This is a genomic window from Actinoplanes sp. NBC_00393 (genome assembly GCF_036053395.1).
GTDB lineage: Bacteria > Actinomycetota > Actinomycetes > Mycobacteriales > Micromonosporaceae > Actinoplanes.
This window is the reverse complement of the sequence record NZ_CP107942.1, coordinates 290,017-312,138: the sequence shown is the minus strand read 5'-3', so window position 1 is coordinate 312,138 and position 22,122 is coordinate 290,017. Positions and strand designations below refer to the sequence as shown.

Annotated in this window: 18 protein-coding genes; 5 read left to right on the top strand and 13 right to left on the bottom strand. The window is 70.8% G+C overall.

What is annotated here, in order from left to right; genetic code table 11:
* Positions 1 to 73: 73 nt before the first annotated feature.
* From OHA21_RS01345 to OHA21_RS01330, 4 genes are read right to left on the bottom strand one after another with little or no spacing between them, the layout of a single operon-like run.
* A complete protein-coding gene (locus OHA21_RS01345; RefSeq protein WP_328469259.1) occupies positions 74 to 646 on the bottom strand; it encodes a hypothetical protein in 573 nt (190 codons plus the stop codon).
* A gap of 49 nt (positions 647 to 695) precedes the next feature.
* Positions 696 to 1,247: a hypothetical protein gene (locus OHA21_RS01340; protein WP_328469257.1), complete on the bottom strand. Its 552-nt coding sequence runs from the start codon at positions 1,245 to 1,247 to the stop codon at positions 696 to 698.
* Positions 1,248 to 1,263: 16 nt separating this feature from the next.
* Entirely contained in the window at positions 1,264 to 2,418 is a 1,155-nt protein-coding gene (locus tag OHA21_RS01335) for an acyl-CoA dehydrogenase family protein (protein ID WP_328469255.1), read from the bottom strand.
* Entirely contained in the window at positions 2,415 to 3,077 is a 663-nt protein-coding gene (locus tag OHA21_RS01330) for a TetR/AcrR family transcriptional regulator (RefSeq protein WP_328469253.1), read from the bottom strand. Before OHA21_RS01330 ends, OHA21_RS01335 begins: the two co-directional genes overlap by 4 nt.
* A gap of 105 nt (positions 3,078 to 3,182) precedes the next feature.
* Between OHA21_RS01330 and OHA21_RS01325 the strand changes: the two genes are divergently transcribed.
* Entirely contained in the window at positions 3,183 to 6,245 is a 3,063-nt protein-coding gene (locus OHA21_RS01325) for a type II toxin-antitoxin system Rv0910 family toxin (RefSeq protein WP_328469251.1), read from the top strand.
* On the top strand, positions 6,242 to 7,849 hold the full coding sequence (locus OHA21_RS01320; protein WP_328469249.1) for an AMP-binding protein: 1,608 nt from the start codon (positions 6,242 to 6,244) through the stop codon (positions 7,847 to 7,849). Before OHA21_RS01325 ends, OHA21_RS01320 begins: the two co-directional genes overlap by 4 nt.
* Here OHA21_RS01320 and OHA21_RS01315 read toward each other — a convergent pair.
* The gene (locus tag OHA21_RS01315; RefSeq protein ID WP_328469247.1) at positions 7,836 to 8,597 is read right to left on the bottom strand and encodes an SDR family NAD(P)-dependent oxidoreductase; all 762 of its coding nucleotides are present in this window, start codon (positions 8,595 to 8,597) and stop codon (positions 7,836 to 7,838) included. The genes OHA21_RS01320 and OHA21_RS01315 overlap by 14 nt on opposite strands.
* Before the next feature lie 399 nt (positions 8,598 to 8,996).
* On the opposite strand from OHA21_RS01315, the gene OHA21_RS01310 reads away from it, so the two are divergent.
* Positions 8,997 to 9,506: an FBP domain-containing protein gene (locus OHA21_RS01310; protein WP_328469245.1), complete on the top strand. Its 510-nt coding sequence runs from the start codon at positions 8,997 to 8,999 to the stop codon at positions 9,504 to 9,506.
* A 242-nt stretch (positions 9,507 to 9,748) separates the two neighbouring features.
* On the opposite strand, the gene OHA21_RS52650 is transcribed toward OHA21_RS01310, so the two are convergent.
* The 6 genes from OHA21_RS52650 to OHA21_RS01285 all read right to left on the bottom strand — a co-directional run bounded on the left by OHA21_RS52650 (position 9,749) and on the right by OHA21_RS01285 (position 16,730).
* Positions 9,749 to 9,895 carry an SEC-C metal-binding domain-containing protein gene (locus OHA21_RS52650; protein WP_442875148.1) on the bottom strand — a complete coding sequence of 49 codons (147 nt, stop codon included), beginning with the start codon at positions 9,893 to 9,895 and terminating at the stop codon, positions 9,749 to 9,751.
* A 197-nt stretch (positions 9,896 to 10,092) separates the two neighbouring features.
* Positions 10,093 to 10,884 (bottom strand): SAM-dependent methyltransferase, encoded by a 792-nt coding sequence (locus OHA21_RS01305; protein ID WP_328469243.1) that lies wholly within the window; start codon positions 10,882 to 10,884, stop codon positions 10,093 to 10,095.
* 50 nt (positions 10,885 to 10,934) lie between these two features.
* The gene (locus tag OHA21_RS01300) at positions 10,935 to 11,759 is read right to left on the bottom strand and encodes a carbohydrate ABC transporter permease (RefSeq protein ID WP_328469241.1); all 825 of its coding nucleotides are present in this window, start codon (positions 11,757 to 11,759) and stop codon (positions 10,935 to 10,937) included.
* Positions 11,756 to 12,673: a carbohydrate ABC transporter permease gene (locus OHA21_RS01295; RefSeq protein ID WP_328469239.1), complete on the bottom strand. Its 918-nt coding sequence runs from the start codon at positions 12,671 to 12,673 to the stop codon at positions 11,756 to 11,758. Before OHA21_RS01295 ends, OHA21_RS01300 begins: the two co-directional genes overlap by 4 nt.
* A complete protein-coding gene (locus tag OHA21_RS01290; protein WP_328469237.1) occupies positions 12,670 to 13,986 on the bottom strand; it encodes an ABC transporter substrate-binding protein in 1,317 nt (438 codons plus the stop codon). The genes OHA21_RS01295 and OHA21_RS01290 overlap by 4 nt, the downstream gene beginning before the upstream one ends.
* A gap of 17 nt (positions 13,987 to 14,003) precedes the next feature.
* Complete coding sequence (locus tag OHA21_RS01285; protein WP_328469235.1) at positions 14,004 to 16,730, bottom strand: glycoside hydrolase family 78 protein; 2,727 nt, start codon at positions 16,728 to 16,730, stop codon at positions 14,004 to 14,006.
* 165 nt (positions 16,731 to 16,895) lie between these two features.
* Here OHA21_RS01285 and OHA21_RS01280 point away from each other — a divergent pair, with 165 nt between their 5' ends.
* Positions 16,896 to 17,816 (top strand): AraC family transcriptional regulator, encoded by a 921-nt coding sequence (locus tag OHA21_RS01280; protein ID WP_328469233.1) that lies wholly within the window; start codon positions 16,896 to 16,898, stop codon positions 17,814 to 17,816.
* A gap of 328 nt (positions 17,817 to 18,144) precedes the next feature.
* Here OHA21_RS01280 and OHA21_RS01275 read toward each other — a convergent pair whose 3' ends face one another.
* Positions 18,145 to 18,855, bottom strand: a complete 711-nt coding sequence (locus OHA21_RS01275) for a hypothetical protein (protein ID WP_328469231.1) — start codon at positions 18,853 to 18,855, stop codon at positions 18,145 to 18,147.
* A 1,079-nt stretch (positions 18,856 to 19,934) separates the two neighbouring features.
* Between OHA21_RS01275 and OHA21_RS01270 the strand changes: the two genes are divergently transcribed.
* Entirely contained in the window at positions 19,935 to 20,987 is a 1,053-nt protein-coding gene (locus OHA21_RS01270; protein ID WP_328469229.1) for a glutamate-cysteine ligase family protein, read from the top strand.
* A 241-nt stretch (positions 20,988 to 21,228) separates the two neighbouring features.
* Here the strand turns inward: OHA21_RS01270 and OHA21_RS01265 are convergent, their stop codons facing one another.
* Entirely contained in the window at positions 21,229 to 22,107 is an 879-nt protein-coding gene (locus OHA21_RS01265; protein ID WP_328469227.1) for an LLM class flavin-dependent oxidoreductase, read from the bottom strand.
* Positions 22,108 to 22,122: the final 15 nt, after the last annotated feature.

Sequence of the window (22,122 nt, the reverse complement as noted above, 5' to 3'; positions counted from 1 at the left end):
ACCGCTCAGCCCGGCGGCCGCGTCACGGCCCGGGCCACAAACCTGGCTCGCGGGTCGCAGGACCGGGGACGCGTCACGCGTACTCCCCGGGTTTGAAACGCGACAGGTAAGCGCGGGCGCGGCGCCGCCCGGTGTACTGCGTGGCCGCGAGGCTGCCGAAGCAGAGCGCCTGGAAGCCGTAGAGAAGGACGCGGGGCAACGACAGTTCGTCCTCCCAGACGACGTACAGGATTCCGCCGATCAACGGGAGGACGGCGGCCGCGGCCAACAGGGGCAGGGCGATCGGGGTCATCTTCAGGGTGCGTTCGGCCTCGCTGAGTGCGAGACGGCCGGGCTCGCCGGCCGGTTCCTCCTGGTTCTTGAGGATCCGGGCGACCTCGGCGCGGGTCTCGCGGTCGGCGCCCCACAGCGGCGAGACCAGGCTGCCGGCGCGGCGCCTGGTCGCCCGGACCATCAATGTGATGCCGAGGCCACAGATGCCGATCACGCCGAGCAGGACGGCGAGGACGATGAGCCAGTTCTTCGGTTCGCGGCCGATGCCGGCGGCGAGGACACCGGCGAGCAGCGCGACCAGGGTGAGCAGGCCGAAGACGAGCATGACGACGCGAAAGCGGCGGTCAGCGCGGGTTTGCAGGTCGCCGGTCATGGCGTGCTCCCGCAGCGGGCCAGGTAGGCGCGGGTTTGCAGGTCCCCGGTCACGGTGTGCTCCCGTAGCGGGCCAGGTAGGCGCCGGCGCGGCGGCGCAGGATCATCTGGTCGACGGCGACGGCGGTGAACAGGACGGCCGGGAGGGCGCTGATCGCGATTTTGACCGGCGAGCCGCCGACCAGTTGCAGGCCGAAGCTGAGCCACGCCAGGACGCCGGCGATCGTCATCAGCGTGACGGACAGCGGGGCCATCTTGAGGATGCGGTCGGCCTCGGCCAGCGCGAGCCGGCCGATCTCGCCGGCCGGCTCCTCCTGGCGCTTGATGACCTTGACGGTCCGCTGCCGGGTCCGGCGGTCGGCGCCCCACAGCGGTGACACCCCGGTGCCGGCGCGCCGCCGGGCCCAGCGCATCGACAGCGCCATGGCCAGGCCCATCAGAGCGAGGAGCCCGACCACGAAGGCGGCGATGATCGCCCCCGAGCGCCACGTCCAGTCGCCGGCGCCGGCCAGCGCGCCGAACACGCCGGCCAGGCCGGTCAGCGCGAGCGTCAGTACCGCGACGAGACGGAAGCGCCGGTCGGCGCGGGTCTGCAGATCCACACCGGAGCGGTACCCGTCAGCGGCCGTAACCGAACATCTTGGCGGCCAGGTCGGTCATCACCTCGGTCGCGCCGGCCCCGATGCCCAGGATCCGGGTGTCGCGGTAGTGGCGTTCCACCTCCGACTCGCGCATGTAGCCCATGCCGCCGTGCAACTGGACGGCCTCGTCCACCACGTACTTGCAGGTGTCGACGGCGGCGTTCTTGGCCAGGCAGACCTCGCCGATGACCTGTTCGCCGGCGGCGTGCCGGATGGCGACCTGCCGGGTGTACGCGCGGGCCAGCTCGATGCGCTGCCGCATCTGCACCAGCTTGTGCTGCACCACCTGCCGGGCGATCAGCGGCTTGCCGAAGGTGGTGCGCTCACGGGCGTACGCCAGGGTCAGGTCCAGGCAGCGCTGGGCGGTGGCGTACGCGTGGACCGCCGCGATGATCCGCTCGGGGACGAAGACCTGGGCGATCAGGAAGAACCCGCTGTCCTCCGCGCCGATCAGGTTGGCGGCCGGCACCCGGCAGTCGCTGAACGCCAGCTCCGCGGTGTCCGAGCAGAGCCAGCCCATCTTGTCGAGCTTGCGGGACACCGTGAAACCGGGCGTGTCCTTCTCGATGACCAGCAGGCTGATCCCGCCGGCGCCCGGCCCGCCGGTCCGCACCGCGGTGGTGACGAAGTCGGCGCGCACGCCGGAGGTGATGAACATCTTCGCGCCGTTGACCACGTAGTGCTCGCCGTCGCGGACCGCCGTGGTGCGCAGGTGGGCGACGTCGGAGCCGGCGTCCGGCTCGGTGATGCCGAGCGCGCTGACCTTCTCCCCCGCCAGGGTGGGCCGCACGAACCGGTCGATCAGGGCGGGGTCGCCGGTCGCGACCATGTGCGGCAGCGCGATGCCGTGGGTGAAGATCGCGGCGTGCGCGCCGGACGAGCCGCCGGCCTCCAGGAACGCCTCGGTGGCCACCACGGTGTCGACCGTGTCGCCGCCCTCGCCGCCGTGCTCCTCGGCGAACCCGATCCCGTACAGGCCGGCCTTGGCGGCCCGTTCGTGCAGGTCGCGGGGGATCTCGCCGGCCTTCTCCCAGTCGGTGAGGTGCGGCGTGATCTCGCGGCTGACGAACTGCGTCATGGCGGCCCGCAGATCGGACCGTTCGGGAGTGTCAAAGGGGTTGAGGTACGTCACTTGCGCTCCTTTGCGGGACGTTCGACCAGGGTGTCGGGGTCTCGGCGGCCGAGCAGGACGGCGGCGGCGCGTTTCCAGCGGCGGATGAGCAGCTCGCGGCGGGCCAGGTCGCCGCTGACGATGCCGGTCATGGCGGAACCGGTGAGCACCTCGAAGCTGAGCTGGATCACTGTGGCCAGGCGCGGGTCGCCGGGCATGGACGCCTCGAGCAGGCCGCGGGACTGCTCGTGCAGCACACCGAAGACCTCCTTCTCCACCGGGACCAGCGCGTCGCGCAGCTCGGCGTCGGTGCGGGCCGCGTTCCACAACTCGAGGGCGGCCCAGAACAGCGGTGAGGAGAAGTGCCGCCAGAGGATGTCGATCAGGGCGTCGAGGCGGTCGGCGCCGCCGGGCGCGGCCAGCTCAGCGGCGGCCAGCTCGGCGGCGAGGCCGTCGAGACGGCGGCGGGCGACGTGCTGCACCGCGGCGACCAGCAGGTCCACCTTGGTCGGGAAGTGGTGCAGCAGGGTGCCGCGGGGCACGTCGGCGCGGGCGATCACCTCGGAGGTGGTCGTCTCGGCATAGCCGCGCTCGACCAGGCACTGGACGGTGGCGTCCAGAATTTTGATCCGGGTCGATTCGCTGCGCTGCGCTTGGGTGCGCCGGGGTTGAGCGGACACCCAGATACCGTACGACGTGACGGTTAGTTTTGTCTCCGCCGAATTTGATCAGCCCTTGCCGTGACTCAGGTCACCCATTTACCGTCACGGCAGACTGTTAGGGGGATGTCGATGCTGGGTCGTCTGCTCGCTGTCGGCGGGGCCGTGGCCGGAACCGTCCTGAGCCGGATCACCCGGTCGCCCAAGGCGCCGGACACGCCGCCCGCTGTCGAGCCGCCGCGGGAGCTGGCCTACCCGTTCACGGCGGCCGCGGAGATCTCGGCGTCACCCGATGCGGTCTTCGCGGTGCTCGCCGAGCCGGCGCGGATGGCCGACTGGCTGGTCATGCACACCGGCTGGCCGGGGACGCCATCGGGTTCGATCGAGGTCGGCGCGCGCTTCGCGCAGCGCGTCAAGCTGATGGGCATGCCGACCGAGGTGCGGTGGACGGTGGTCGGCCTCGATCAGCCTCGTACGGTGTGGCTGGACGGAACCGGTCCGATGGGGATCGTCGTCGGGTTCTACCTGTCGCTCGTGCCGACCGTGGGCGGGACGACGGTTCGCATCGACGGCGGCGTGGAGGGCGGCACTGCTGACGGGCCGCTCGGGCCGATGGTCGCCCGCAACCTGGCCGAGGCCATGCAGAAGTCGCTCTCCCGGCTCGCCGAGGTCGTCACTCGGCCGGCTCCCGGCGGCAGCGTGCAGGCCGGCACCGGCTCGCAGGCCGCCTCGGGCGCGCGAACCACCGGCCGGGCCGGCACGGCAACCGCGCGCCCCGCTCCCCCACGGCCGGCGCGGGCGAAGCCGGCACCGATCCGGCATGAGCGCAGCGGGCAGGACATCGACCCGTGGACGCCGGTGATCGTCGGGGTCGGGCAGGTCTCCGAGCGGTCCACCGAGCCACTCGGCGGCGACCCGGTCTCGCTCGCGGTCCGCGCGCTGCGGCTGGCGGCGCAGGACGCCGGTGCGGGCTCGGCTTCGGGCACGGGCTCGGCTTCCGGTGTGGGCGCGGGTGGGGCTGAGGCAGGACCCGGCGCTGCCCTGCTGGCCGCGGCCGACACGGTCGGTTATGTCGCCAGCGTGTCCTGGCAGTACCCGGACGGCGCCGCGCTGATCGCTGAAGCGGTCGGGGCGAAGCCCGACGAAACGGTGCAGACCAGCATCTTCGGTGGGGACGGGTCGCTGCGGCTGCTCAACGATGTGGCCGCGGAGATCGCGTCCGGACGTACCGAGATCGCTCTTCTCGGCGGCGCCGAGGCCGCTGCCACCGCGGCCGCCGCCGAACGTGCCGGCCGGGACCTCGCCTGGCCGGGGCAACCGGAAGGCACCGCGCCGGGTCGCACGGTCGGCGTGGACACCACCCCGAACACCGACGTGGAGATCGAGGCCGGCCTGGTCGCGCCGATCTACGTGTACGCGCTGATCGAGTCCGCGATCCGCGGCCGGCTCGGGCTGAGCCCCGAGCAGCACCGGCAGCAGATCACCGCGTTGTGGTCCCGGTTCTCCGGCGTGGCCGCGGACAACCCGCACGCCTGGCGCCCGGAACGGCACACCCCCGGGGAGCTGGCCGCGACGAGCGACGACAACCGGCCGATCTCCGCGCCGTACCCGAAGCTGCTCACCGCGAACCTACAGGTCAACCAGGCCAGCGGGATCATCGTGTGCAGCGCGGCCGCCGCGCAGAGGGCCGGCGTGCCGCAGGACCGGTGGGTGTTCCTGCACGCCGGGGCACACGCCACCGACGAATGGTTCGTCACCGAGCGCGACGACCTCGCCTCGTCGCCCGCGATCCGCGCCGCCGGCGGGGCCGTGCTCGAGCACTCCGGGCTGTCCATCGACGACATCCGGCACCTCGATCTGTACGCGTGCTTCCCGTCCGCGATCGAGATCGGCGCGGCCGAGCTGGGGCTGCCGCTCGACGACCCGGAACGTCCGCTGACTGTCACCGGCGGGCTGACCTTCGCCGGTGGGCCGGGCAACAACTACAGCAGTCATGCGGTCGCTAATCTCGTACCCCGGCTGCGGTCTGACCCGGATGGTTTCGGCCTGGCCACCGCGCTGGGGTGGTATCTGACCAAGCACGCCGCGACCGTGCTGTCGGCGCAGCCGCCGCGGCGCGGCTTCCGGGACATCGACGCTGACCTGCGCCTGCCGCGCCCGGCCGCCCGCAAGGTCGACACCGGCTGGACCGGTCCGGCGATGCTCGAGGCCTACACCGTCCCCTACGGCAGGGACGGCGAGCCGGAGTCCGGCATCGTCACCGCGATCACCGCGACCGGCGACCGGGTGGTGCGCCGTGTCTTCGACCGGGCGCTGATCGACCGGCTGCTCGCCGAGGACCCGCTGGGCTGGCAGCTGGAGATCACCACCGACGGGTTCGCGGTCTCCGGCACCACGGCCGTCGCGCTGCCGGCCGCCGGTGCGCCGCCGGTGCTCGTCGAATGGCACGGCCCGGTCACCGTGATCCGGCTGAACCGGCCGGCCGTCCGCAACGCCGTCGACCTGGCCACCGCCCGCGCGCTGGAGAAGGCCGTCGACGCGTACGAGAAAGATCCGCAAGCCCGCGTCGCCGTGCTGACCGGAAGCGACACCGCGTTCTGCTCCGGGATGGATCTCAAGGCCGCGGCCCGCGGCGAATATCCGGTGACCGAGGGCCGTGGGCTGCTCGGCCTGACCGCGCGGCCGCCCCGCAAACCGCTGATCGCCGCGGTGGAGGGCGCCGCCCTGGCCGGCGGGTGCGAACTCGCACTCGCCGCCGACCTGATCGTGGCCGCGGAGGACGCCGTCTTCGGCATCCCCGAGGTCAAGCGGGGACTGGTCGCCGCCGCCGGTGGCGTCCTGCGGCTCGCCCGGAGCCTGCCCCGCAGCACCGCCCTGGAACTGGCCCTGACCGGCGCGCCGATGCCGGCCCGCCGCCTGTACGACCTCGGATTGATCAACCGCGTCACCCCGTCCGGCAAGGCCCTGGAAACCGCACTCGACCTGGCACACGACATAGCGGCCAACGCGCCCCTCGCGGTGTACCTCTCCAAGCGGATCGCCGACGAACATCACGACTGGAGTTCCGCGGAGGCCTTCGACCGGCTCGCGGACATCGCCGGTGAGGTGATCGGCTCCGAGGACGCCGTGGAGGGTGTCCGCGCGTACGCCGAGAAGCGCACGCCCATCTGGAAGGACCTCCCGACATGATCGAACATCTGCGTGCCGTCCTCCGTATGCATCAGATCGGCATCGTCAACCTGCTGCACCCGCGCCGGCTCGTGCGCGCCGCCGTCAACAACAAGCGTCTCGGCCCGCAAGCCGCCCTGATCATGAAGGCGGCCGTCGAGCACCCCGGCCTGCCCGCGGTCACCGACGAACGCGGCACCCTCACCTACCGCCAGCTCGACGAGCAGTCCAACGCGCTGGCCCACGCCCTGAAGAAGCACGGCCTGCCGGACCGCTCGGTGGTCGGTGTGCTCGCCCGCGACCACCGCGGCCTGCTGCTCGCGATCAGCGGCACGGCCCGCGCCACGCTGCGCCTGGCGCTGATGAACACCGGCCTGGCCAGGCAGCAGTTGGCTGAGGTGGTGGCCCGGGAGAGGGTACGGGTGGTGCTGTACGACGAGGAGTTCGCCGGCCTGGTCGACGGGCTGCCCGACGACATCCCCCGCTACCTGACCTGGGGTTCGGGTTCTTCTTCAGGCGCCGATCCGTCGATCGACGAGCTGATCGCGGCGAACCCGGTGACCCCGCTGCCGCCGCCGGACCGGCCGGGCGGTTTCATCATCCTCACCAGCGGCACCACCGGGCTGCCCAAGGGCGCACCGCGGACCAAGGTGTCGCCGCTGGCCAGCGCCCTGATCGCGGACCGGATCCCGTTCCCCCGGCAGGGCGCCGCGGTGTTCGCGTCACCGCTGTTCCACAGCACCGGTTTCGGCGCGTGGACGGTCGGGTTGTCGCTGTCCAACCACGCGATCCTGCTGCGCCGCTTCGACGCCGAACGCATCCTGCAGGCGATCGCCGAACACCGGGCACAGATGCTGGTCGCGGTCCCGACGATGCTCACCCGCATCCTCGCCCTGGGCCCGGAGATCATCAACAAGTACGACACCTCGTCGCTGAAGACCGTCTTCGTGGCCGGCTCCGCCCTCGCCCCCGAGTTGACCGCCCGCTTCCACGATCAGTTCGGCGACATCATCTACAACGTGTACGGCTCGACCGAGGTCGCCGTCGCCGCGGTCGCCCAGCCCGCCGAGTCGCGCCGCGCGCCGGGGACGGTCGGGAAACCGCCGGTCACCGTGCACGTGGCGCTCTTCGACAACCAGGACAAACGGATCGACCGGCCGCACGCGCACGGGCGGGTGTTCGTGCGGACCGGCATCCCGTTCGAGGGCTACACCGACGGCCAGCACAAACAGGTCATCGACGGGTACATGGCCACCGGCGACCAGGGGCACTTCGACGACGAGGGCCTGCTGTTCATCGACGGCCGCGACGACGACATGATCATCTCCGGCGCCGAGAACGTCTACCCGGTCGAGGTGGAGAACCTGCTCGTCAGCCGCGACGACGTCCTGGAGGCCGCGGTGATCGGCGTCGACGACCCGGACTTCGGCAAACGGCTGCGCGCGTTCATCGTGCCCACTTCCGCGTCGGCGCGGGACCCGCAGGAGATCAAGGACTTCGTGAAGGCGAACCTGGCCCGCTACAAGGTCCCGCGCGACGTGGTCTTCCTCGACGAACTGCCGCGCAACCCGACCGGCAAGGTGCTGCGGCGCGAGCTGCCGACCGGGCCGCTCAACGAGGCGTGAGCGGGGTTCCGGTCAGCTCGGCGCAGCGGGCCAGCAGCTCGTTCTGCAGGGCTTCGTCGTACGCCTGCGGGTGTGCCCGCAGCGACTCGCGCCGCTTGAAGTAGTGGCCCGTCACCGTCGCGTCCGGCGCGGTGGCGAGCCACACCTGGGTCTCGGAGCCTTCCGGCAGGTCGTCGGTGGCTCCGGGGCCGCCCATCCGGGTGCGGATCCAGCCCGGATCGACCGCGTTGCTCAGGGTGCCCGGCCAGAGGCGGGCGACGGCGAACGCGAGCATCACGTCGTACAGCTTCGAGTCGCTGTAGGCCTGCATGCCGTTCCACGGGCGGTCCCGCCACTGCAGGTCGTCCAGGCGGGGCTGCCCGTTCGCCTCCAGGCCCGAGGTCAGATAGACCAGCCGGGCGGGCGCCGGCAGAAGAGCGGTCAGAAGGTACGGCGCGAGCGTATTCACCTGGAAGATGCGTTCGAGGCCGTCCTCGGTGATCACCGGGGCGCTCTGCCCACCACCGATTCCCGCGTTGTGGATCACCACGTCGTACTTCGCCGCCTTCTCGGCCAGCTCGCGGGTCTGCGCCAGCGAGGCCAGGTCGCCGACCAGCACGCCGGCAGCCGCCGGGACCGCCTTGAGCGCCTCCTCGGCCCGCTGTTCGTTACGTCCGTGCAGCACCACGCGGTGCCCCTGGTCGGCGAGGGTGGCCGCGGTGTGCCGCCCGATGCCGTCGCTGGACCCGGTGATCAGAATCGTCGCCATGGCCACACCATGCCCCATCACGTATCGCGTACTCCATACGGCGTAGATCTCAGCCTGGCCAGGCCGCCTCACGTCTCCCGGCGCAGGCTGCCGCAGGCCGCTCACTCCGCGCTTCGGTGCTGAGCCACCTCAGCCCGCGTGATCAACCCGGGCTGACGCCCAGTGTCCCTTCCCGCCCGCCGAAGCAGCCTTGACCGTCAGCCACGCCCTCTCAGCTGGCGCTCACGGTCGCTTCCCGGCCACCGAAGCAGCCCTGACCGTCAGCCACGCCCTCTCAGCTGACGCTCACGGTCGCTTCCCGGCCACCGAAACAGCCCTCAGCGTCAGCCAGGGCCCTCGGGTGGGGTGCAAGCGGAAAATCGGGTGATCGTCGGGGTGGGGCGGGCTAGCTTCGCCGACATGGAACCACTCGATGAGCGGGCGATCCGGGCCGCCTTCGTCAACTGCAGCAAAGGCGAGGCGAGCCGGATCAAGATGCCCTCGGGCTTTGCGGACGGCAGCGTTCCGTGGGGCGACCTGGACTTTCTCGGCTGGACCGACCCGGGTGCTCCGCAGCGGGCGCTGCTGGTCGCGCCCGGTTCGGACGGGCCGGTCGGTCTGGTGCTGCGCCGGCCGGAAGCGCGCAAGGTCAGTGCTATGCGGTCCAGCATGTGCCGGATCTGCCTGACCGACCACGCTGCTTCGGGGGTGGCGCTGTTCGTGGCGCCGCTCGCCGGTGCGGCCGGGCGTAACGGCAACACCGTCGGCGAGTACATCTGTGCTGATCTGGCCTGTTCGCTCTATCTGCGGGGGAAGCGCCAGCCGAGGATGCGGCTGGTTCGCCGGGAGGAGACGCTCAGCCTGGCCGAGCGCGTCGACCGGGCGATGACGAATCTGGCGGCCTTCACCGGCCGGGTCGTCGCGGGCTGATCCGGAGGGCGTGAGCGATGAAGCAGTCGAGTGACCGCACAAGACACGGCCCCGCCGGACACGCGATGGCAGCCGGTGGGGCCGGACAGAGCAGCATCAGCCGTGGCCGGGCCCCGCGGCGCTTTCGCAAGCAGACAGCCCACCGAAGCAAACACGCGCCGGCCGCCGAGATGGGCGGCCGGCGCGTCCGATCCCAGCCGCGGCGGCAACAGCCGTCCTTGGCGTTCGCACCTTCGGCCTGCTCAGTCCGCTGTAGTGGCGGCCGACCTCAGTCGCGGTAGTAGTAGTGGCCGTTGGTGTCGTCGAAACGGCCGCCGCGGCGGCAGCACCGGCGGAAACCGCCGCCCGGAACCGCATGGGCACGGGTCGTTGCCGCCGAGCTTTTCGATCAGCTCCTTGTCGCCGACGAAGCGCTGGCCCCGCTTGACCTGGGTCTCGCTAGAGGGAACCCCCTGCGGCGTTTGTTGGTGACCTCAAAAGGACGTCTCGGTGTCGTGGTCGCGGTACATGATGACCTCCTCGTTGAAGGGGATGGCGACCCAGACGCTAACCGGCCCGCTGCCCGCTGGGCCACGGATTAACCGGGTCAGTGTTTGCGGCCGACGGCTCCGTAAAGCGCCACCTGAGCATCCGTATAGGAGGTCTCCGAGTCGGGACGCCACTGCAGGATCGGGACCACCCCGGGGTCGATCATCTCCATGCCGGGGAAGAAGCGGGCGACCTCAGCCTTGGTCCGGACGCGGGTCGGGATGCCCTGCCGGCCCATGACCTCGGTGAAGCGGCCCCACGCCGACGGGTCGTGGTCGCCGGTCAGGTGGGAGATCACCAGGTAGCTGCCGTGCGGGAGTTCGGCCATCAGGCGGGCGACGATGCCGTACGGGTCGGCGGCGTCCTCGAAGAAGTGCAGGACGGCGTAGAGCAGCAGCGCGACCGGCTGCTCCAGGTCCAGGACACCGCGCAGTTCCGGGGAGGCCAGGATCCGCTCCGGCTCGCGCAGGTCGGCGTCGAGGTAGGTGGTGCGGCCATCGCCGGCGGCGGTGAGCAGGGCGCGGGCGTGGGTCAGCACGAGCGGGTCGTTGTCGGCGTAGACGACCCGGGCCGACGGGTCGACCGATTGGGCGACCTGGTGCACGTTCGGCGGGGTGGGCAGGCCGGTGCCGATGTCCAGGAACTGCCGGATTCCGGCTTCGGCGGCGAGGAACCGTACCGTGCGCTGCATGAACGCCCGGTTCTGCCGGGGCGCGGTCGCCGCGTCCGGGTTGGCCTTGAGCCCTTCCGCGGCGGCCGCCCGGTCGGCGGCGAAGTTGTCCTTGCCGCCGAGCAGGTAGTCGTACACCCGGGCGGGATGTGGCCGCCCGGTGTCCAGTGGTTCGGCCATTGATCTCTGCCCCCATCGATCAAAGGATGATCGACAAGCATAGACCTTGATCATCCCTTGATGGCGCCGGAGGTCATGCCGGCGACGATGCGGCGGTTGAAGAACAGGAACATGATCAGCGGCGGGACGGTCACCAGCAGGATGTCCATGAACAGCAGGTGGTACTGGGTGGCGAACTGCCCGGCGAAGTTGTAGATGGTGGTCTGCACGGTGGCGTTCTGCGAGCCGGGCAGGAAGTACAGCGGGTTGACGAAGTCGTTGAAGACCGCCACCGACTGCACCACCACCGCCGTGATGATCACCGAGCGGAGCAGCGGGAAAATCACCCGGAAGAAGAGGCGCAGCGGGCCCGCGCCGTCGATGATCGCCGCCTCGTCGAGCTCTCGGGGGATGGTCGAGATGAACGCGCGGAACAGCAGTACGCAGAAGCTGAGCCCGAACGCGACCTCGATCAGGATCAGTCCGGGCATGGTGCCGAACAGGCCGAGCCCGTCGAGGACCCAGATGGTCGGCACCACCGCGGGCGGGATGATCAGCCCGCACAGCACCAGGAAGTTGATCAGACCGTTCCACTTCGACGCCCGGCGCTGCAGGACGAACGCGACCATCGCGGCCAGCACCACCATGATCGCCACGCTGGAGACGGTGAGGATCGTGCTGTTGATGTAGGCGATGATCAGCATGTAGTCGCGGGCCTGGAGGACCTCGATCAGGTTCGGCACGAAGTGGAACGACGTCGGCCAGGAGAAGTCCAGCCGGGCCGCCTCGCGGGCGTTCTTCGAGGCGGTCAGCAGGATGAACGCGAACGGGACGAGGAAGAACACCGCGGAGAGGACGATCGCGGTGACGCCGAGCGTCCAGGAGCGCAGCCTCACAGCTCGACCTCCTTGCGGTTGAGGAAGCGCGACAGCGGCAGCACGATCGCGGTGACCACGATGAAGAGCACGACGTTGCCGGCGGTGGACAGGCCGTAGAAGCCGGCCTGGTACTGCTTGTAGATCACCGAGGCGATCACGTCGGAGGTGAAGCCGGGGCCGCCGCGGGTCATCGCCCAGATCAGGTCGAACGAGCGCAGGCCGCCGATCAGCGACAGGATGATCACGGTCACCGTGGCCGGGCGGGCCAGCGGCAGGATGAGGTGCCGGAAGTTCGCCCAGGCGCTCGCGCCGTCGACGCGGGCGGCCTCGAAGTACTCCTGCGGGATGGAGACGATCCCGGCGATGTAGATCAGCGTGGCCAGCCCGACGCCTTTCCACACATCGACGAGGGCGACGGACAGCAGCGCGTACCGGGGATCGGTGAGCCAACCGGGACCTTCGATGCCGACCGTGCCCAGCGCCTGGTTGATCAGGCCCTGTTCCGGGTTCATCAGCACGGTGAAGGTCAGGCCGACCCCGATGGTGCTGACCAGGACCGGGAAGAAGACCACCGAGCGCAGGTAGCCGCAGGCCACGATGCGGGAGGTGAGCAGCACGGCGAGCAGCAGTCCGAGGACGACCTTGGCGCCGGAGGTGACCACGCCGTAGATCAGGGTGTTGACGAAGCCCTTGACCAGGGCGGGTTCCTGGAAGAACTGGACGAAGTTGTCGAACCCGATGAAGTGCGACTCGAACAGCGTCCAGCGGGTCAGGCTGAAGTAGAACGAGGCGAACGTGGGCACCAGGAAAAGCACGCCGTAGATCACGGCAGCAGGCAGGAAGAACCAGGTGGGGTACGGGCTACGCGCCCGCGCCGAAGGCGACCCGGTGGACCGGGCCGCCTTCTTGACGGCGGGCAGTGTGGCCGTCACGACCATCCCGGCAGGCCGAGCTGCTGGGCCTGCTTCTTGACGTCCTCGTCGTAGAGTTTCGCCCCGTCCGCGGCCTTGCGGATACCGGAGCCGACCTCGACGCAGATCTGCTCGAGGGCCGGGCCCTTCACCGGGGAGACGAACTCCAGCGCCAGGCTGGACGCGCCCGGCTTGTCGATGTACGTCTTCATGTCCTTGACCACCTGCGGAACGTCGTCCGGCAGGGTGCAGCCCTTGACCGCGAACGGCCCGTTGATCACGACGGCGGCGGCCTGCGCGGCGCAGCCGTCCGGGCTGGAGATGAAGGCCAGGAACTTCTTGGCCGCGTCGAGCTTCGCGCCGGTGGTGCTGGCCGGGATGTACGCGCCACCCGGCGCCCAGACGGTGAGCCCGTTGGTGGCGGCGTTGTCACCGGGGATCGGGAACAGCCCGATGGTGTCCTTCTCCTCGGGGAAGGTGCCGAGGAGCTGGCTGATGATGCCGGACAGGATCGGGTAGTGCGCGCCGGTCCCCTTGGCCAGCTGCTCGACGGCGTCGTTCAGCTTCGCCGACGCGAAGTCCTTGTTGGTGTACCCGGCGCCGTGCACCTCCTGCAGGTGCTCGAACCCGGCGAGCGCGGCCGGCGTGGTCGCGTACTTGGCCTGGTTGGCGGTGTACTTCTCGGCGAAGTCGGGCTGCGCGGCCGTGACGTTGTGGAAGTCGCCGAGGACGAACAGCTGCGAGGTCCAGGTCTCGCCGTACGACTGGATGACCGGGGCGACGCCGGCCGCCTTGAGCTTGGCGTTGTTGGACATGAACTCGGCCCACGTCTTCGGGACCTGCAGGCCGTTCTTCTCGTAGACGCTCCGGTTGTAGAGGATCGCCCCGGCGTTGTAGGTGCCGAACGGCGCCCCGAACAGCTTCTGCTCGCTGGTCACCGACGTCTTGAAGTTGTCGTCCAGCTGCCCCGCCCACGCCTGGTCGTCGAGGGCGACCAGGTTCTTCGTCGGCGCGAGGGCCTGCAGCAGCGAACCCGAGTTGTACTGGAAGACGTCGGTCATGTCCCCGGTGGAGAGCCGGGTCTTGACCAGGTTGTCGCCCTCGGTGCCCTGCGGGCGGGTCTCCACCTTCACCGTGATGCCGGGGTTCTTGGCGTTGAACTCCTTCGCCAGGCCCTCGGCCATCTTGCTGTTGGTGTCCGAGTTGTCGACCAGGAACGACAGCGTGACGGCGCCGCCCTCCTCGTCGTCGCTGGAGCCGAGGCTGCCGGCACTGCAGCCGGACAGCGCGAGGGTGGCGGCCGCGAACGCAGCCAGGGCTATTTTGATCTTCATCTTCTTCCTCCGGGGGTTCAGACGCCGGCGCCGGGCAGCAGCTCGGCGAGACGGCGGCGCAGGTCCGCGGCGCCCGGCACGAAACCGGCCGCGGTGAGGGCTTCGATGAGCTGGTCGGCGGGGGCGTCCAGGTAGCGGCTCAGCCGCGCGGCGACGGCCGGCTCGCCGGTGGCGGCGCCCGCCTCCACGGCGGCGGTGACCACGGACCGCCAGAGCGGCTCCCGGTCGAGGACGTCACGCACGGTCACGATCGAGGGTTCGGTGACCGGGTCCGGGATGGTCCAGGAGTGGGTGCCATGGGTTACTCGTACCGGATCGGCGCCGGGCAGGTGCACGGTTGCCGAACTGCCCACCGGCACGCGCAGATCCAGGGAGAACTCACCGCCGGCACGGCGCCAGGAGACAGCCGCTTCCCCGTACGGGGTGAGGTGCCGAGCCGAGGCCGAGGTGAGCCCGTGGCCCGGAACCGGCGCGACGACGATCTCCCGGTAGCCGGGGGCGGCCGGGGCCAGTCCGGCGACCCGGCGGTGCAGCCAGTCGGCGACCGCACCCAGCGCGTAGTGGTTGAACGAGGTCATCTCGCCCGGGTTGATCGACCCGTCCGGCAGCATGCTGTCCCAGCGCTCCCACACCGTGGTCGCGCCCATCGTCACCGCGTACAGCCAGGACGGGCAGCCGGTCTGCAGCAGCAGCCGGTAGGCCACCTCGGACTCGCCGGCGTCGGTCAGCGCGTCGGCGATCAGCGGGGTGCCGACGAAACCGGTCGCGATCCGGAAACCCGAGGCGCGGACCAGATCCGCCAGCCTGCGCCCGGCTCGCTCACGCTGCCGCGCGTCCGGCAGCAGGGCCCAGTTCAAGGCCATGGCGTACGCGGTTTCGGCATCTCCGAGCACGCGGCCACCGGCTGTCACGTACTCGGCGGCGAAGGCGTCCCGGACCCGGGCGGCCAGATCGCCGTACTGCCGCGCGATCGCGGTCTCGCCCAGCACCTCGGCCGCCTCGGACAGCACCTGCGCGGAGCGGGCCAGGTGCGCGGTGGCGATCACGTCGGCGTCGGTGCGGGCCTGGAACGGGTTCTCCGGTGGGGCGGCCGGGTCCAGCCAGTCCCCGAACTGGAAACCGCCGGTCCACAGCAGGTCGGCGCCGGCCAGGTCGGCGATCCGGTCCACCCAGGCGCGCATGCTCGGCAGCTGGCGGGCCAGCAACTGCCGGTCACCGGTACGTCGATACACCGTCCACGGGACCAGGGTGGCTGCATCACCCCACGCCGCGGCGGCCGGTCCCTGGTCACGCAGCACGTCCGGGACGACGAACGGGACCGAGCCGTCCTTGTGCTGCTCGGCAGCGAGGTCGGCGAGCCAGCTCGTCAGGAAACCGGCGGTGTCGTACAGGAAGGCGGCGGTCGGCGCGAAGACCTGGATGTCGCCGGTCCAGCCGAGCCGCTCGTCACGCTGCGGGCAGTCGGTGGGCACGTCCAGGAAGTTGCCGCGCATGCCCCAGACGACGTTCTCGTGGAAGCGGTTCAGCAGTTCGTGGGAGCTGTCGAACCAGCCGGTGCGGCGCAGATCCGAGCCGACGACGACCGCCTCGATGTCCTCGGGGCGCAGGTCGTCTGGTGCTACGCCGGTGACCTCGGCGTAGCGGAAGCCGTGGAAGGTGAAGCACGGCTCCAGACTGACCTCGCCGGGGCCGGCCAGGACGTATTTGTCGGTGCAGGCGGCGGTGCGCAGGGGGCGTACGCCGAGTTCGCCGTTCTCGAGGACCTCGGCGTGCCGGACGACGATCTCGTGGCCCTCGGCGTGGCCGCGGGTCTTCAGGCGCACCCAACCGACCAGGTTCTGGCCGAAGTCGATCAGGTTGCCCTCGATCTTGACCGCGGGCCGGACGCCGGTGATCCGCACCGGGGGGCCGTCGGCGCCGACCAGCCTGTCCAGGTCGGCTTCCACCACGTCCACCGGCCCCGGATCGGACCGCCTCTTGCGCAGATCGGTGACCTGTCCGTCGTACAAATCATCGCTTTTGATCTCACTGGTGTCCGCGAGCCACGTCTCGTCGGTGACCACCCGCTGCGTCGTGCCGTCGGCGAAGGTCAGCTCGAGCTGCGCCAGCAGCGCCAGCCGGTCGCCGTAGAGGGCGCGGCCCTGGGCGAAGCCCAGCCGGCCGCGGAACCAGCCGTTGCCGAGCAGTACGCGCAGGCTGTTCTCGCCTGACCGGATCTGATCGGTGATGTCGTAGACCTGGTAGCGCAGGCGGCGCGAATAGCTGGTCCAGCCGGGGGCGAGCTCGTGGTCGCCGACCCGCTCGCCGTTGAGTTCGGCCCGGTAGAGGCCGTGGGCGGTGGCGTAGAGGCGGGCCCTGGTGATCTCACCGCTCACCGTGAACGCCTTCTGCACCACGTTGTCGCCCTCCCGCTGCGGGCTGACGAACCGTGCGGTCCAGTCCTCGGCGGCGTTCAGGCCCGCCTCTACCGTCTTCGGCTCGCTCCAGTCGCTCCAGCCGCCGTCTTCGCTGCCGCGCACCCGGACCTTGACCGTCTTCTGCTCGCCGGAGCGCAGCGGCGCGCCCGGCCAGGGCACCAGAACCTGCTCCACCGATTCGACCGCGTACCGGTCCTCGCCGATCGCGATCTCGTAGGCCTGCTGGACGTAGCCGGGTTCGGCCTCCTCGACGAACCAGGAAAGCCGCGGAGTAGGCGTGCTGACCACGGTGTCGTCGGTGTGGTGTTCGAAGCGCAGGACGAGCATGGGGCTCCTCGTGATCAGGACGATGTGATCCCGGCCCGCAGCGTTACCCCCGGGTTAACAGCCTGTTGCGGGCGCAGCTCCATCGTGGTTCCGCTGCACCGCCGTCGATAGGCCAAGCTGCACCTGGGCTAGCACGATATTGACCCCGCGTGATTTGGTGTGCGAATGAGCGAACCACCCGTGGGATCCGATCGCGGCCTGCTCTACTTCTCCGACGGGTCCCTGGCGTACGCCGGCCACTACATGCACCAGGACACCCACCCCGACCACACGCACAGCTTCGTGGAGATCGCCGTCATGGTCGGCGGCGAGGGCCGGCACCGGTCCGTGCTCGGCAACCAGCAGCTGCGCGTCGGCGACGTGGTGCTGCTGCGGCCCGGCGTCTGGCACGGGTACGAGCAGTGCGCCGCCCTGGACCTGTACAACTGCTGCTTCTCCGTCGACCTGCTGCACCGCGAACTCGCCTGGACCCGCGAAGACCCGCTGCTCAGCTACCTGTTGTGGACCGGCCCGTACGCCATGCAGCGGCGCGGCATGCTCACCGCCCACCTCTCCCCCGGCGAACTGGCCGAAAGCATCGAACACCTGGACGCGCTCGACAAGATCCGGGCGCGGCCGCATCGGGGAGACATCATCGGGCGGCTCATCCTGTTCCTGTCGGTGCTGTCCCGGGCGGTGGCGGGGGATCAGGCGGCGGCGCCGACGCATCCGGCGGTGACCCAGGCGATGCGGCTCATGGAGGCCGACCTGGCGCGGCGATGGACGCTCACCGAACTCGCCGACAAACTCGGGTTGAGCGCCGGCTACCTGGTGCGGATCTTCAAGGCGACCACCGGGTTGCCGCCGGTGGCGTACCTGTCCCGGCACCGGGTGGAGACCGCGGCCAACCTGCTGCTGCACACCGACGACCCGATCACCCAGATCGCGCAGGATGTGGGCTGGCCGGACCAGAACTATTTCGCGCGGCGGTTCCGGGCGCACTACGGGTTGAGCGCCTCCACGTACCGGGCCCGCTTCACCCACGGACGCGTCCGGCTGGGCGCGGGCGGCCGCCCGGTCCGCGTCTCGGCCCCCACACACAGCTGAGGCCGGGCGGTCATCCACCCGGCCTCAGCCGTCCCCCGTTGTTCCCCCGTCGCCCCCGCTCCCCCCGGCCGTTCCCCTCCTGCCAGCCGTTCCCCTCCCCGCCGGCCGCTCCCCGCCGACCGTTCTCTTTCCCGCAGGCCGTTCCACTTGCCGCCTGCCGGGTCCCTTCCCGCCGACCGGCCCCTCCCCGCCAGCCGATCCCCCTCCGGCCGTTCCCCACCTCCGGCCCTTCCCCGGTCTCCCTGGCCTTGCCCTGCACCCCGGTGTCCCTTTTGGGGTACCTCGTCATTCCGCTTGCCCCCGCCGTTCCCCAGCGATCCCGTTTCCGTCAGTGCAGAGCACGGCTCCGCACTGGTCCGGACGCGGCTCCCAGCGCCCGGATTGGTTCGCGTTCCGCCGGCCGTTCGTTGCGTTCATGCCTGGCCGGTTGCTCGTGCCCGGCCGGTTGCTCGTTGTCGGCCGGTTGCTCGTGCCCGGCCGGTCGCTCGTGCCCGGCCGGTCGCTCGTGCTGCGTCCGCCGGCGTGCCAGCGGGGCCAGCGCGCCGATCAGCAGCAAGGCCGCGACCGGCAGCAGGTTCAGGTTGACGGTGACCACGACAATTCCGGCGCCGAAGAGCAACGGACTCCACACCGGGACACGGCGGCCGGCGACCATCAGACCGAGCAGGGTAAGCATGCCGAGGGTGAACAGCATCGGCCCGGCAACCTCAAGCGGAGCCGGCAGCGGCATGGACTCCCGAAAGCCCGGCGCCAGATCCCCGGTGATCCCCCACAGCAAGCAGGCCACCCCGAAGACGGTCACCCCCGCCGCCCCCGAAGCCACCCGCCGCGCTCCAGCCGGAACCAGCGGCACCAGCCCGCCAGCCAGCACCCCGAACAGAACCATGGCTGCAAAGAACGCAAGGTGCCCCAGGTTCCAGGCAAGACCCGGACCCCGATCCCCGTCAGATCCGTCGACAAGGCGCAGCAGACCATAGGCGAGTACCAGGACCGGCGCGTCCAGAGCGGCCCGCCGAACGGTGACGCTGTTCGATGACATGAGCCGACGTTACGACCGGCACGCAGCCGCGGAATACCGGCGGTTTCCCTGCCTCGCCCCGGATCCCGCCCTCGGGGACACCCCGCACCACCCCTAGGGCATCCTAGGAACCTATCTCAATGTCAACCGCGCGCAGGCTACCGACCGGCAGACAGCCTGCCGGCTCGGTACGCGCGCCGGCGGTGGCCGCACACCTCCTCGGGCACCATGCCAGCGCCGAGTTGCGGCCACCTCTGCCTGCATGTCGGCGCCGGGATGCATGCCCGGCGCCGGCCGCATCCCGACGCTGGCCCAATTCCGGCGCTGGCCCATTCCGACGCTGGCCGCATTCCGGCAAGATCGCCAGAGAGCCTGCCGGCGCTGCACAGCGCGCCAATGCCGAGCATCCTCCACCACAGCCCCGCCGCCCGGATGCAAGCCATCACCCATGGAGAAACGCCGCCTCCCTCACCGCACGAACGCCAGCTGGAAGCAGCGAGCACGGCTAGCGCCACTACGAGCCCGCAACCGCCCCGTTGCCTGCCTCAGCGACGGCTGAGCACTGCCAGCCGTCGCTCACGCAGGCAATCAGCCCGATTCAGTGCGTCACAGCCAGCCGGCGAGGCCCAGCCGGCAGTGAGACATGGAATCGAGGCCCGATTAGCTGCACCACCGCCAGCCGGCGACACCCAGCCGACGGTGAGACATGGAATCAAGGCCCAATTAGCTGCACCACCGCCAGCCGGCGAGGCCCAGCCGACCGTGAGACATGGAATCGAGGCCCGATTAGCTGCACCACCGCCAGCCGGCGACACCCAGCCGACCGTGAGACATGGAATCAACGTCCGCGATGAGGTGCATGGCGGTCAGGCCGGCGGCCCGCGGGACCGTAGGTCTTGCCGACGGTGCGGCTGAGATGAGGCAGGTTGAGGTGGGCCGCCATCTGGAGGCGGGCACCGGCACGACGGCGGCGGCGCAGACCGGCAGAATTTGGGCTCTTGCGGCGAAGAGCCGCACCTCACAGGCCTGATATTCCTAGTAAATAAATAGGAATGCTATGCTGCCTCAGCACTGGACGTCCTCGGGGAGTGAGGCAGCGCGTGACCACCCTGACCGAACAGGCCGCCGAGGAATTCATCGCCGCCCGGGCTTTCACGCCGGGGCTGCCCGGCTTCGTGGGGATAGCCGTCGATCTACTGCTCGATCCGGCTGCGGCTCCGGAGGGCCGGCGTCCGCTGCGGCACGGCTTCCTGGACACCCGGTCGTCGCGCGTGATGGTGGTCAGCGGGCCGCCGTCCCCCGGGCTCGAGGTGGCTCTGCGGCGGATGTCCGACGACCTGGCCGCCTCGAACCGGGTCGCTGAGCAGCACCGGCTCACGGTTCTGCCGCTGGCGAGCGACACCGTGCATCCGGAGGGTCCGACGCAGGCGCTCGGTACGGCGACGGCCGGCATCCGGATCGGCCTGGAGGCGGGTCTGGACGGCGGTGGCCCGCTCGGTCTGGCCCGCCGCTGGGCGCTGGCGCACATGCTCGCCCCAGTGCTGGCGGCCTCCTTCGCGAACTCGCCGTTGCGTCACGGCCGCCCGACCGGTTGGCGCAGCGTTCGGACGGCGTTGCGCCGTGACCTGCCGGTACGCCCGATGGCGGAGGAGCCGAGGGCCGGCTGGGTGGCGTACGCGATGGATGACACGACCGCGACCGGCCGCTCGCTGAGGCAGCGGATCCAGGCCGGCATCCGCATCACCCCGGCTGATCTGCTGCGGCATCTGGAACTGCTGCGCCCGCCGGTAGCGGCGCGCGGCCATCTGGAACTCGACGTCGCCGACCGGCAGGGCGGCGGCAACTGGCGGCTGGCCGCGACCGTCGCGGCTGTGCTGCTCGACGACCCGCGCGCCGCCGCGGAGGCGTGGGCGGCGACCAGCGCGCTTGCCGCCGAGCCGCGGCTCTGGGAACGGGCCGGGCGCGACGCGCTCACCGACCCGGTGCTGGCAGCCGCGGCTCGCGAATGCTTCGTGGCCGCCTACGCGGCCCTTGCCCGGCAGGGCGTGTCACGCGAGTTGCGCGATGCCTTGGCTGACTTCACGGAGAGGTACGTCTCTCGCGGCCGCTGCCCCGCCGACGACGTCCTGGACCGGGTGACCGCCCACCCCTGAGCCGAGCGCGCCGGCCACTCTGCGCCCGAGAGCCAGCCGGGTCACCCAGGCGAGCTTCTGCGCCCGAGAGCCAGCCGGGTCACCCAGGCGAGCTTCTGCGCCCAAGAGCCAGCCGGGTCGCCCAGGCGAGCTTCCGCCGGGCCGAAGGGACTCTGACCGTCAGCCGGCTCCCCCGGCCCGAAGCAACACTGACGGCCGGGCTGAAGCAGCGCTGCGAAACAGGAGGCAAGGGGACGGCGGGTCAGCGGACCAGGGAGAGAACTTTGTCCATGGCCTTGAAGCGGTCGGTGCCCGTTCCCAGCAAGCCGTCGGGGATGAGGAGTTCGTCGAGGCCGCCGGCGCGGTACGCGGCGATCTCGTCGGCCAGTTTGCCGAGCGACCCCCCGATCACCGGCATCGGCAGGTCGGTGGGCAGCGGCCCGTCGACCACCGTCAGCGCCTGCGCGGTGCGCGCGATCGTGCGCGGGTCACGGCCGACGTCAAGGCAGTGCCGGTCGAGGACCGCGGACTTGTGGGCGATCAGTTCCGGACGGCCCCACGTGTTCCACATGTCGGCGTACTCGGCGACGACCCGCAGCATCCGCTTCTCGCCCTTGGCGCCGATCAGGATGGGCAGGGGATCCTGCACCGGCTTGGGTTCGCAGACGGCGTCGGTGAGCGTGTAGTACTCGCCGTGCACCGTGGTGCGGCTCTCCCGCAGCAGGCCGCGGAGCACCTGCAGCGCCTCCACGAACCGGTCGATGAGTTTGCCGACCGGGGGCAGCTCTATCCCGTACTGTTCGTGCTCGTTGATCTGCCAGCCGGCGCCGACGCCGAGCGTGAAGCGGCCCTGGGTGATCTGGTCGACGGTGGCCGCCATGTTGGCGAGGACCGCCGGGTGCCGGTACGTGTTGCCGTAGACCATCGTGCCGATCCGGATCCGGGGCACTGTGGCGCCGAGTGCCGCGACCACGGAGCCGCATTCCAGGACGGGGTGGTCGGGGGCATAGGCGCCGCCCGCGTTCGGCATGAAGTGGTCGGCGACGTAGACGCCGTCCCAGCCGGTCTCGGCCGCGTGCCGGGCCACTTCGAGGACGTCGGCGTACGGTTGCCCCGCACCCGGCCAGATCGAGATTCGCATGCTGGTCACCCTGCC

Excerpts from the sequence above, each read along its gene's own strand:
- OHA21_RS01345 (WP_328469259.1), bottom strand. The coding sequence starts at position 646 with ATGACCGGCGACCTGCAAACCCGCGCTGACCGCCGCTTTCGCGTCGTC.
- OHA21_RS01325 (WP_328469251.1), top strand. The coding sequence starts at position 3,183 with ATGTCGATGCTGGGTCGTCTGCTCGCTGTCGGCGGGGCCGTGGCCGGA.
- OHA21_RS01320 (WP_328469249.1), top strand. The coding sequence starts at position 6,242 with ATGATCGAACATCTGCGTGCCGTCCTCCGTATGCATCAGATCGGCATC.
- OHA21_RS01315 (WP_328469247.1), bottom strand. The coding sequence starts at position 8,597 with ATGGCGACGATTCTGATCACCGGGTCCAGCGACGGCATCGGGCGGCAC.
- OHA21_RS01310 (WP_328469245.1), top strand. The coding sequence starts at position 8,997 with ATGGAACCACTCGATGAGCGGGCGATCCGGGCCGCCTTCGTCAACTGC.
- OHA21_RS01305 (WP_328469243.1), bottom strand. The coding sequence starts at position 10,884 with ATGGCCGAACCACTGGACACCGGGCGGCCACATCCCGCCCGGGTGTAC.
- OHA21_RS01290 (WP_328469237.1), bottom strand. The coding sequence starts at position 13,986 with ATGAAGATCAAAATAGCCCTGGCTGCGTTCGCGGCCGCCACCCTCGCG.
- OHA21_RS01285 (WP_328469235.1), bottom strand. The coding sequence starts at position 16,730 with ATGCTCGTCCTGCGCTTCGAACACCACACCGACGACACCGTGGTCAGC.
- OHA21_RS01280 (WP_328469233.1), top strand. The coding sequence starts at position 16,896 with ATGAGCGAACCACCCGTGGGATCCGATCGCGGCCTGCTCTACTTCTCC.
- OHA21_RS01275 (WP_328469231.1), bottom strand. The coding sequence starts at position 18,855 with ATGTCATCGAACAGCGTCACCGTTCGGCGGGCCGCTCTGGACGCGCCG.
- OHA21_RS01265 (WP_328469227.1), bottom strand. The coding sequence starts at position 22,107 with ATGCGAATCTCGATCTGGCCGGGTGCGGGGCAACCGTACGCCGACGTC.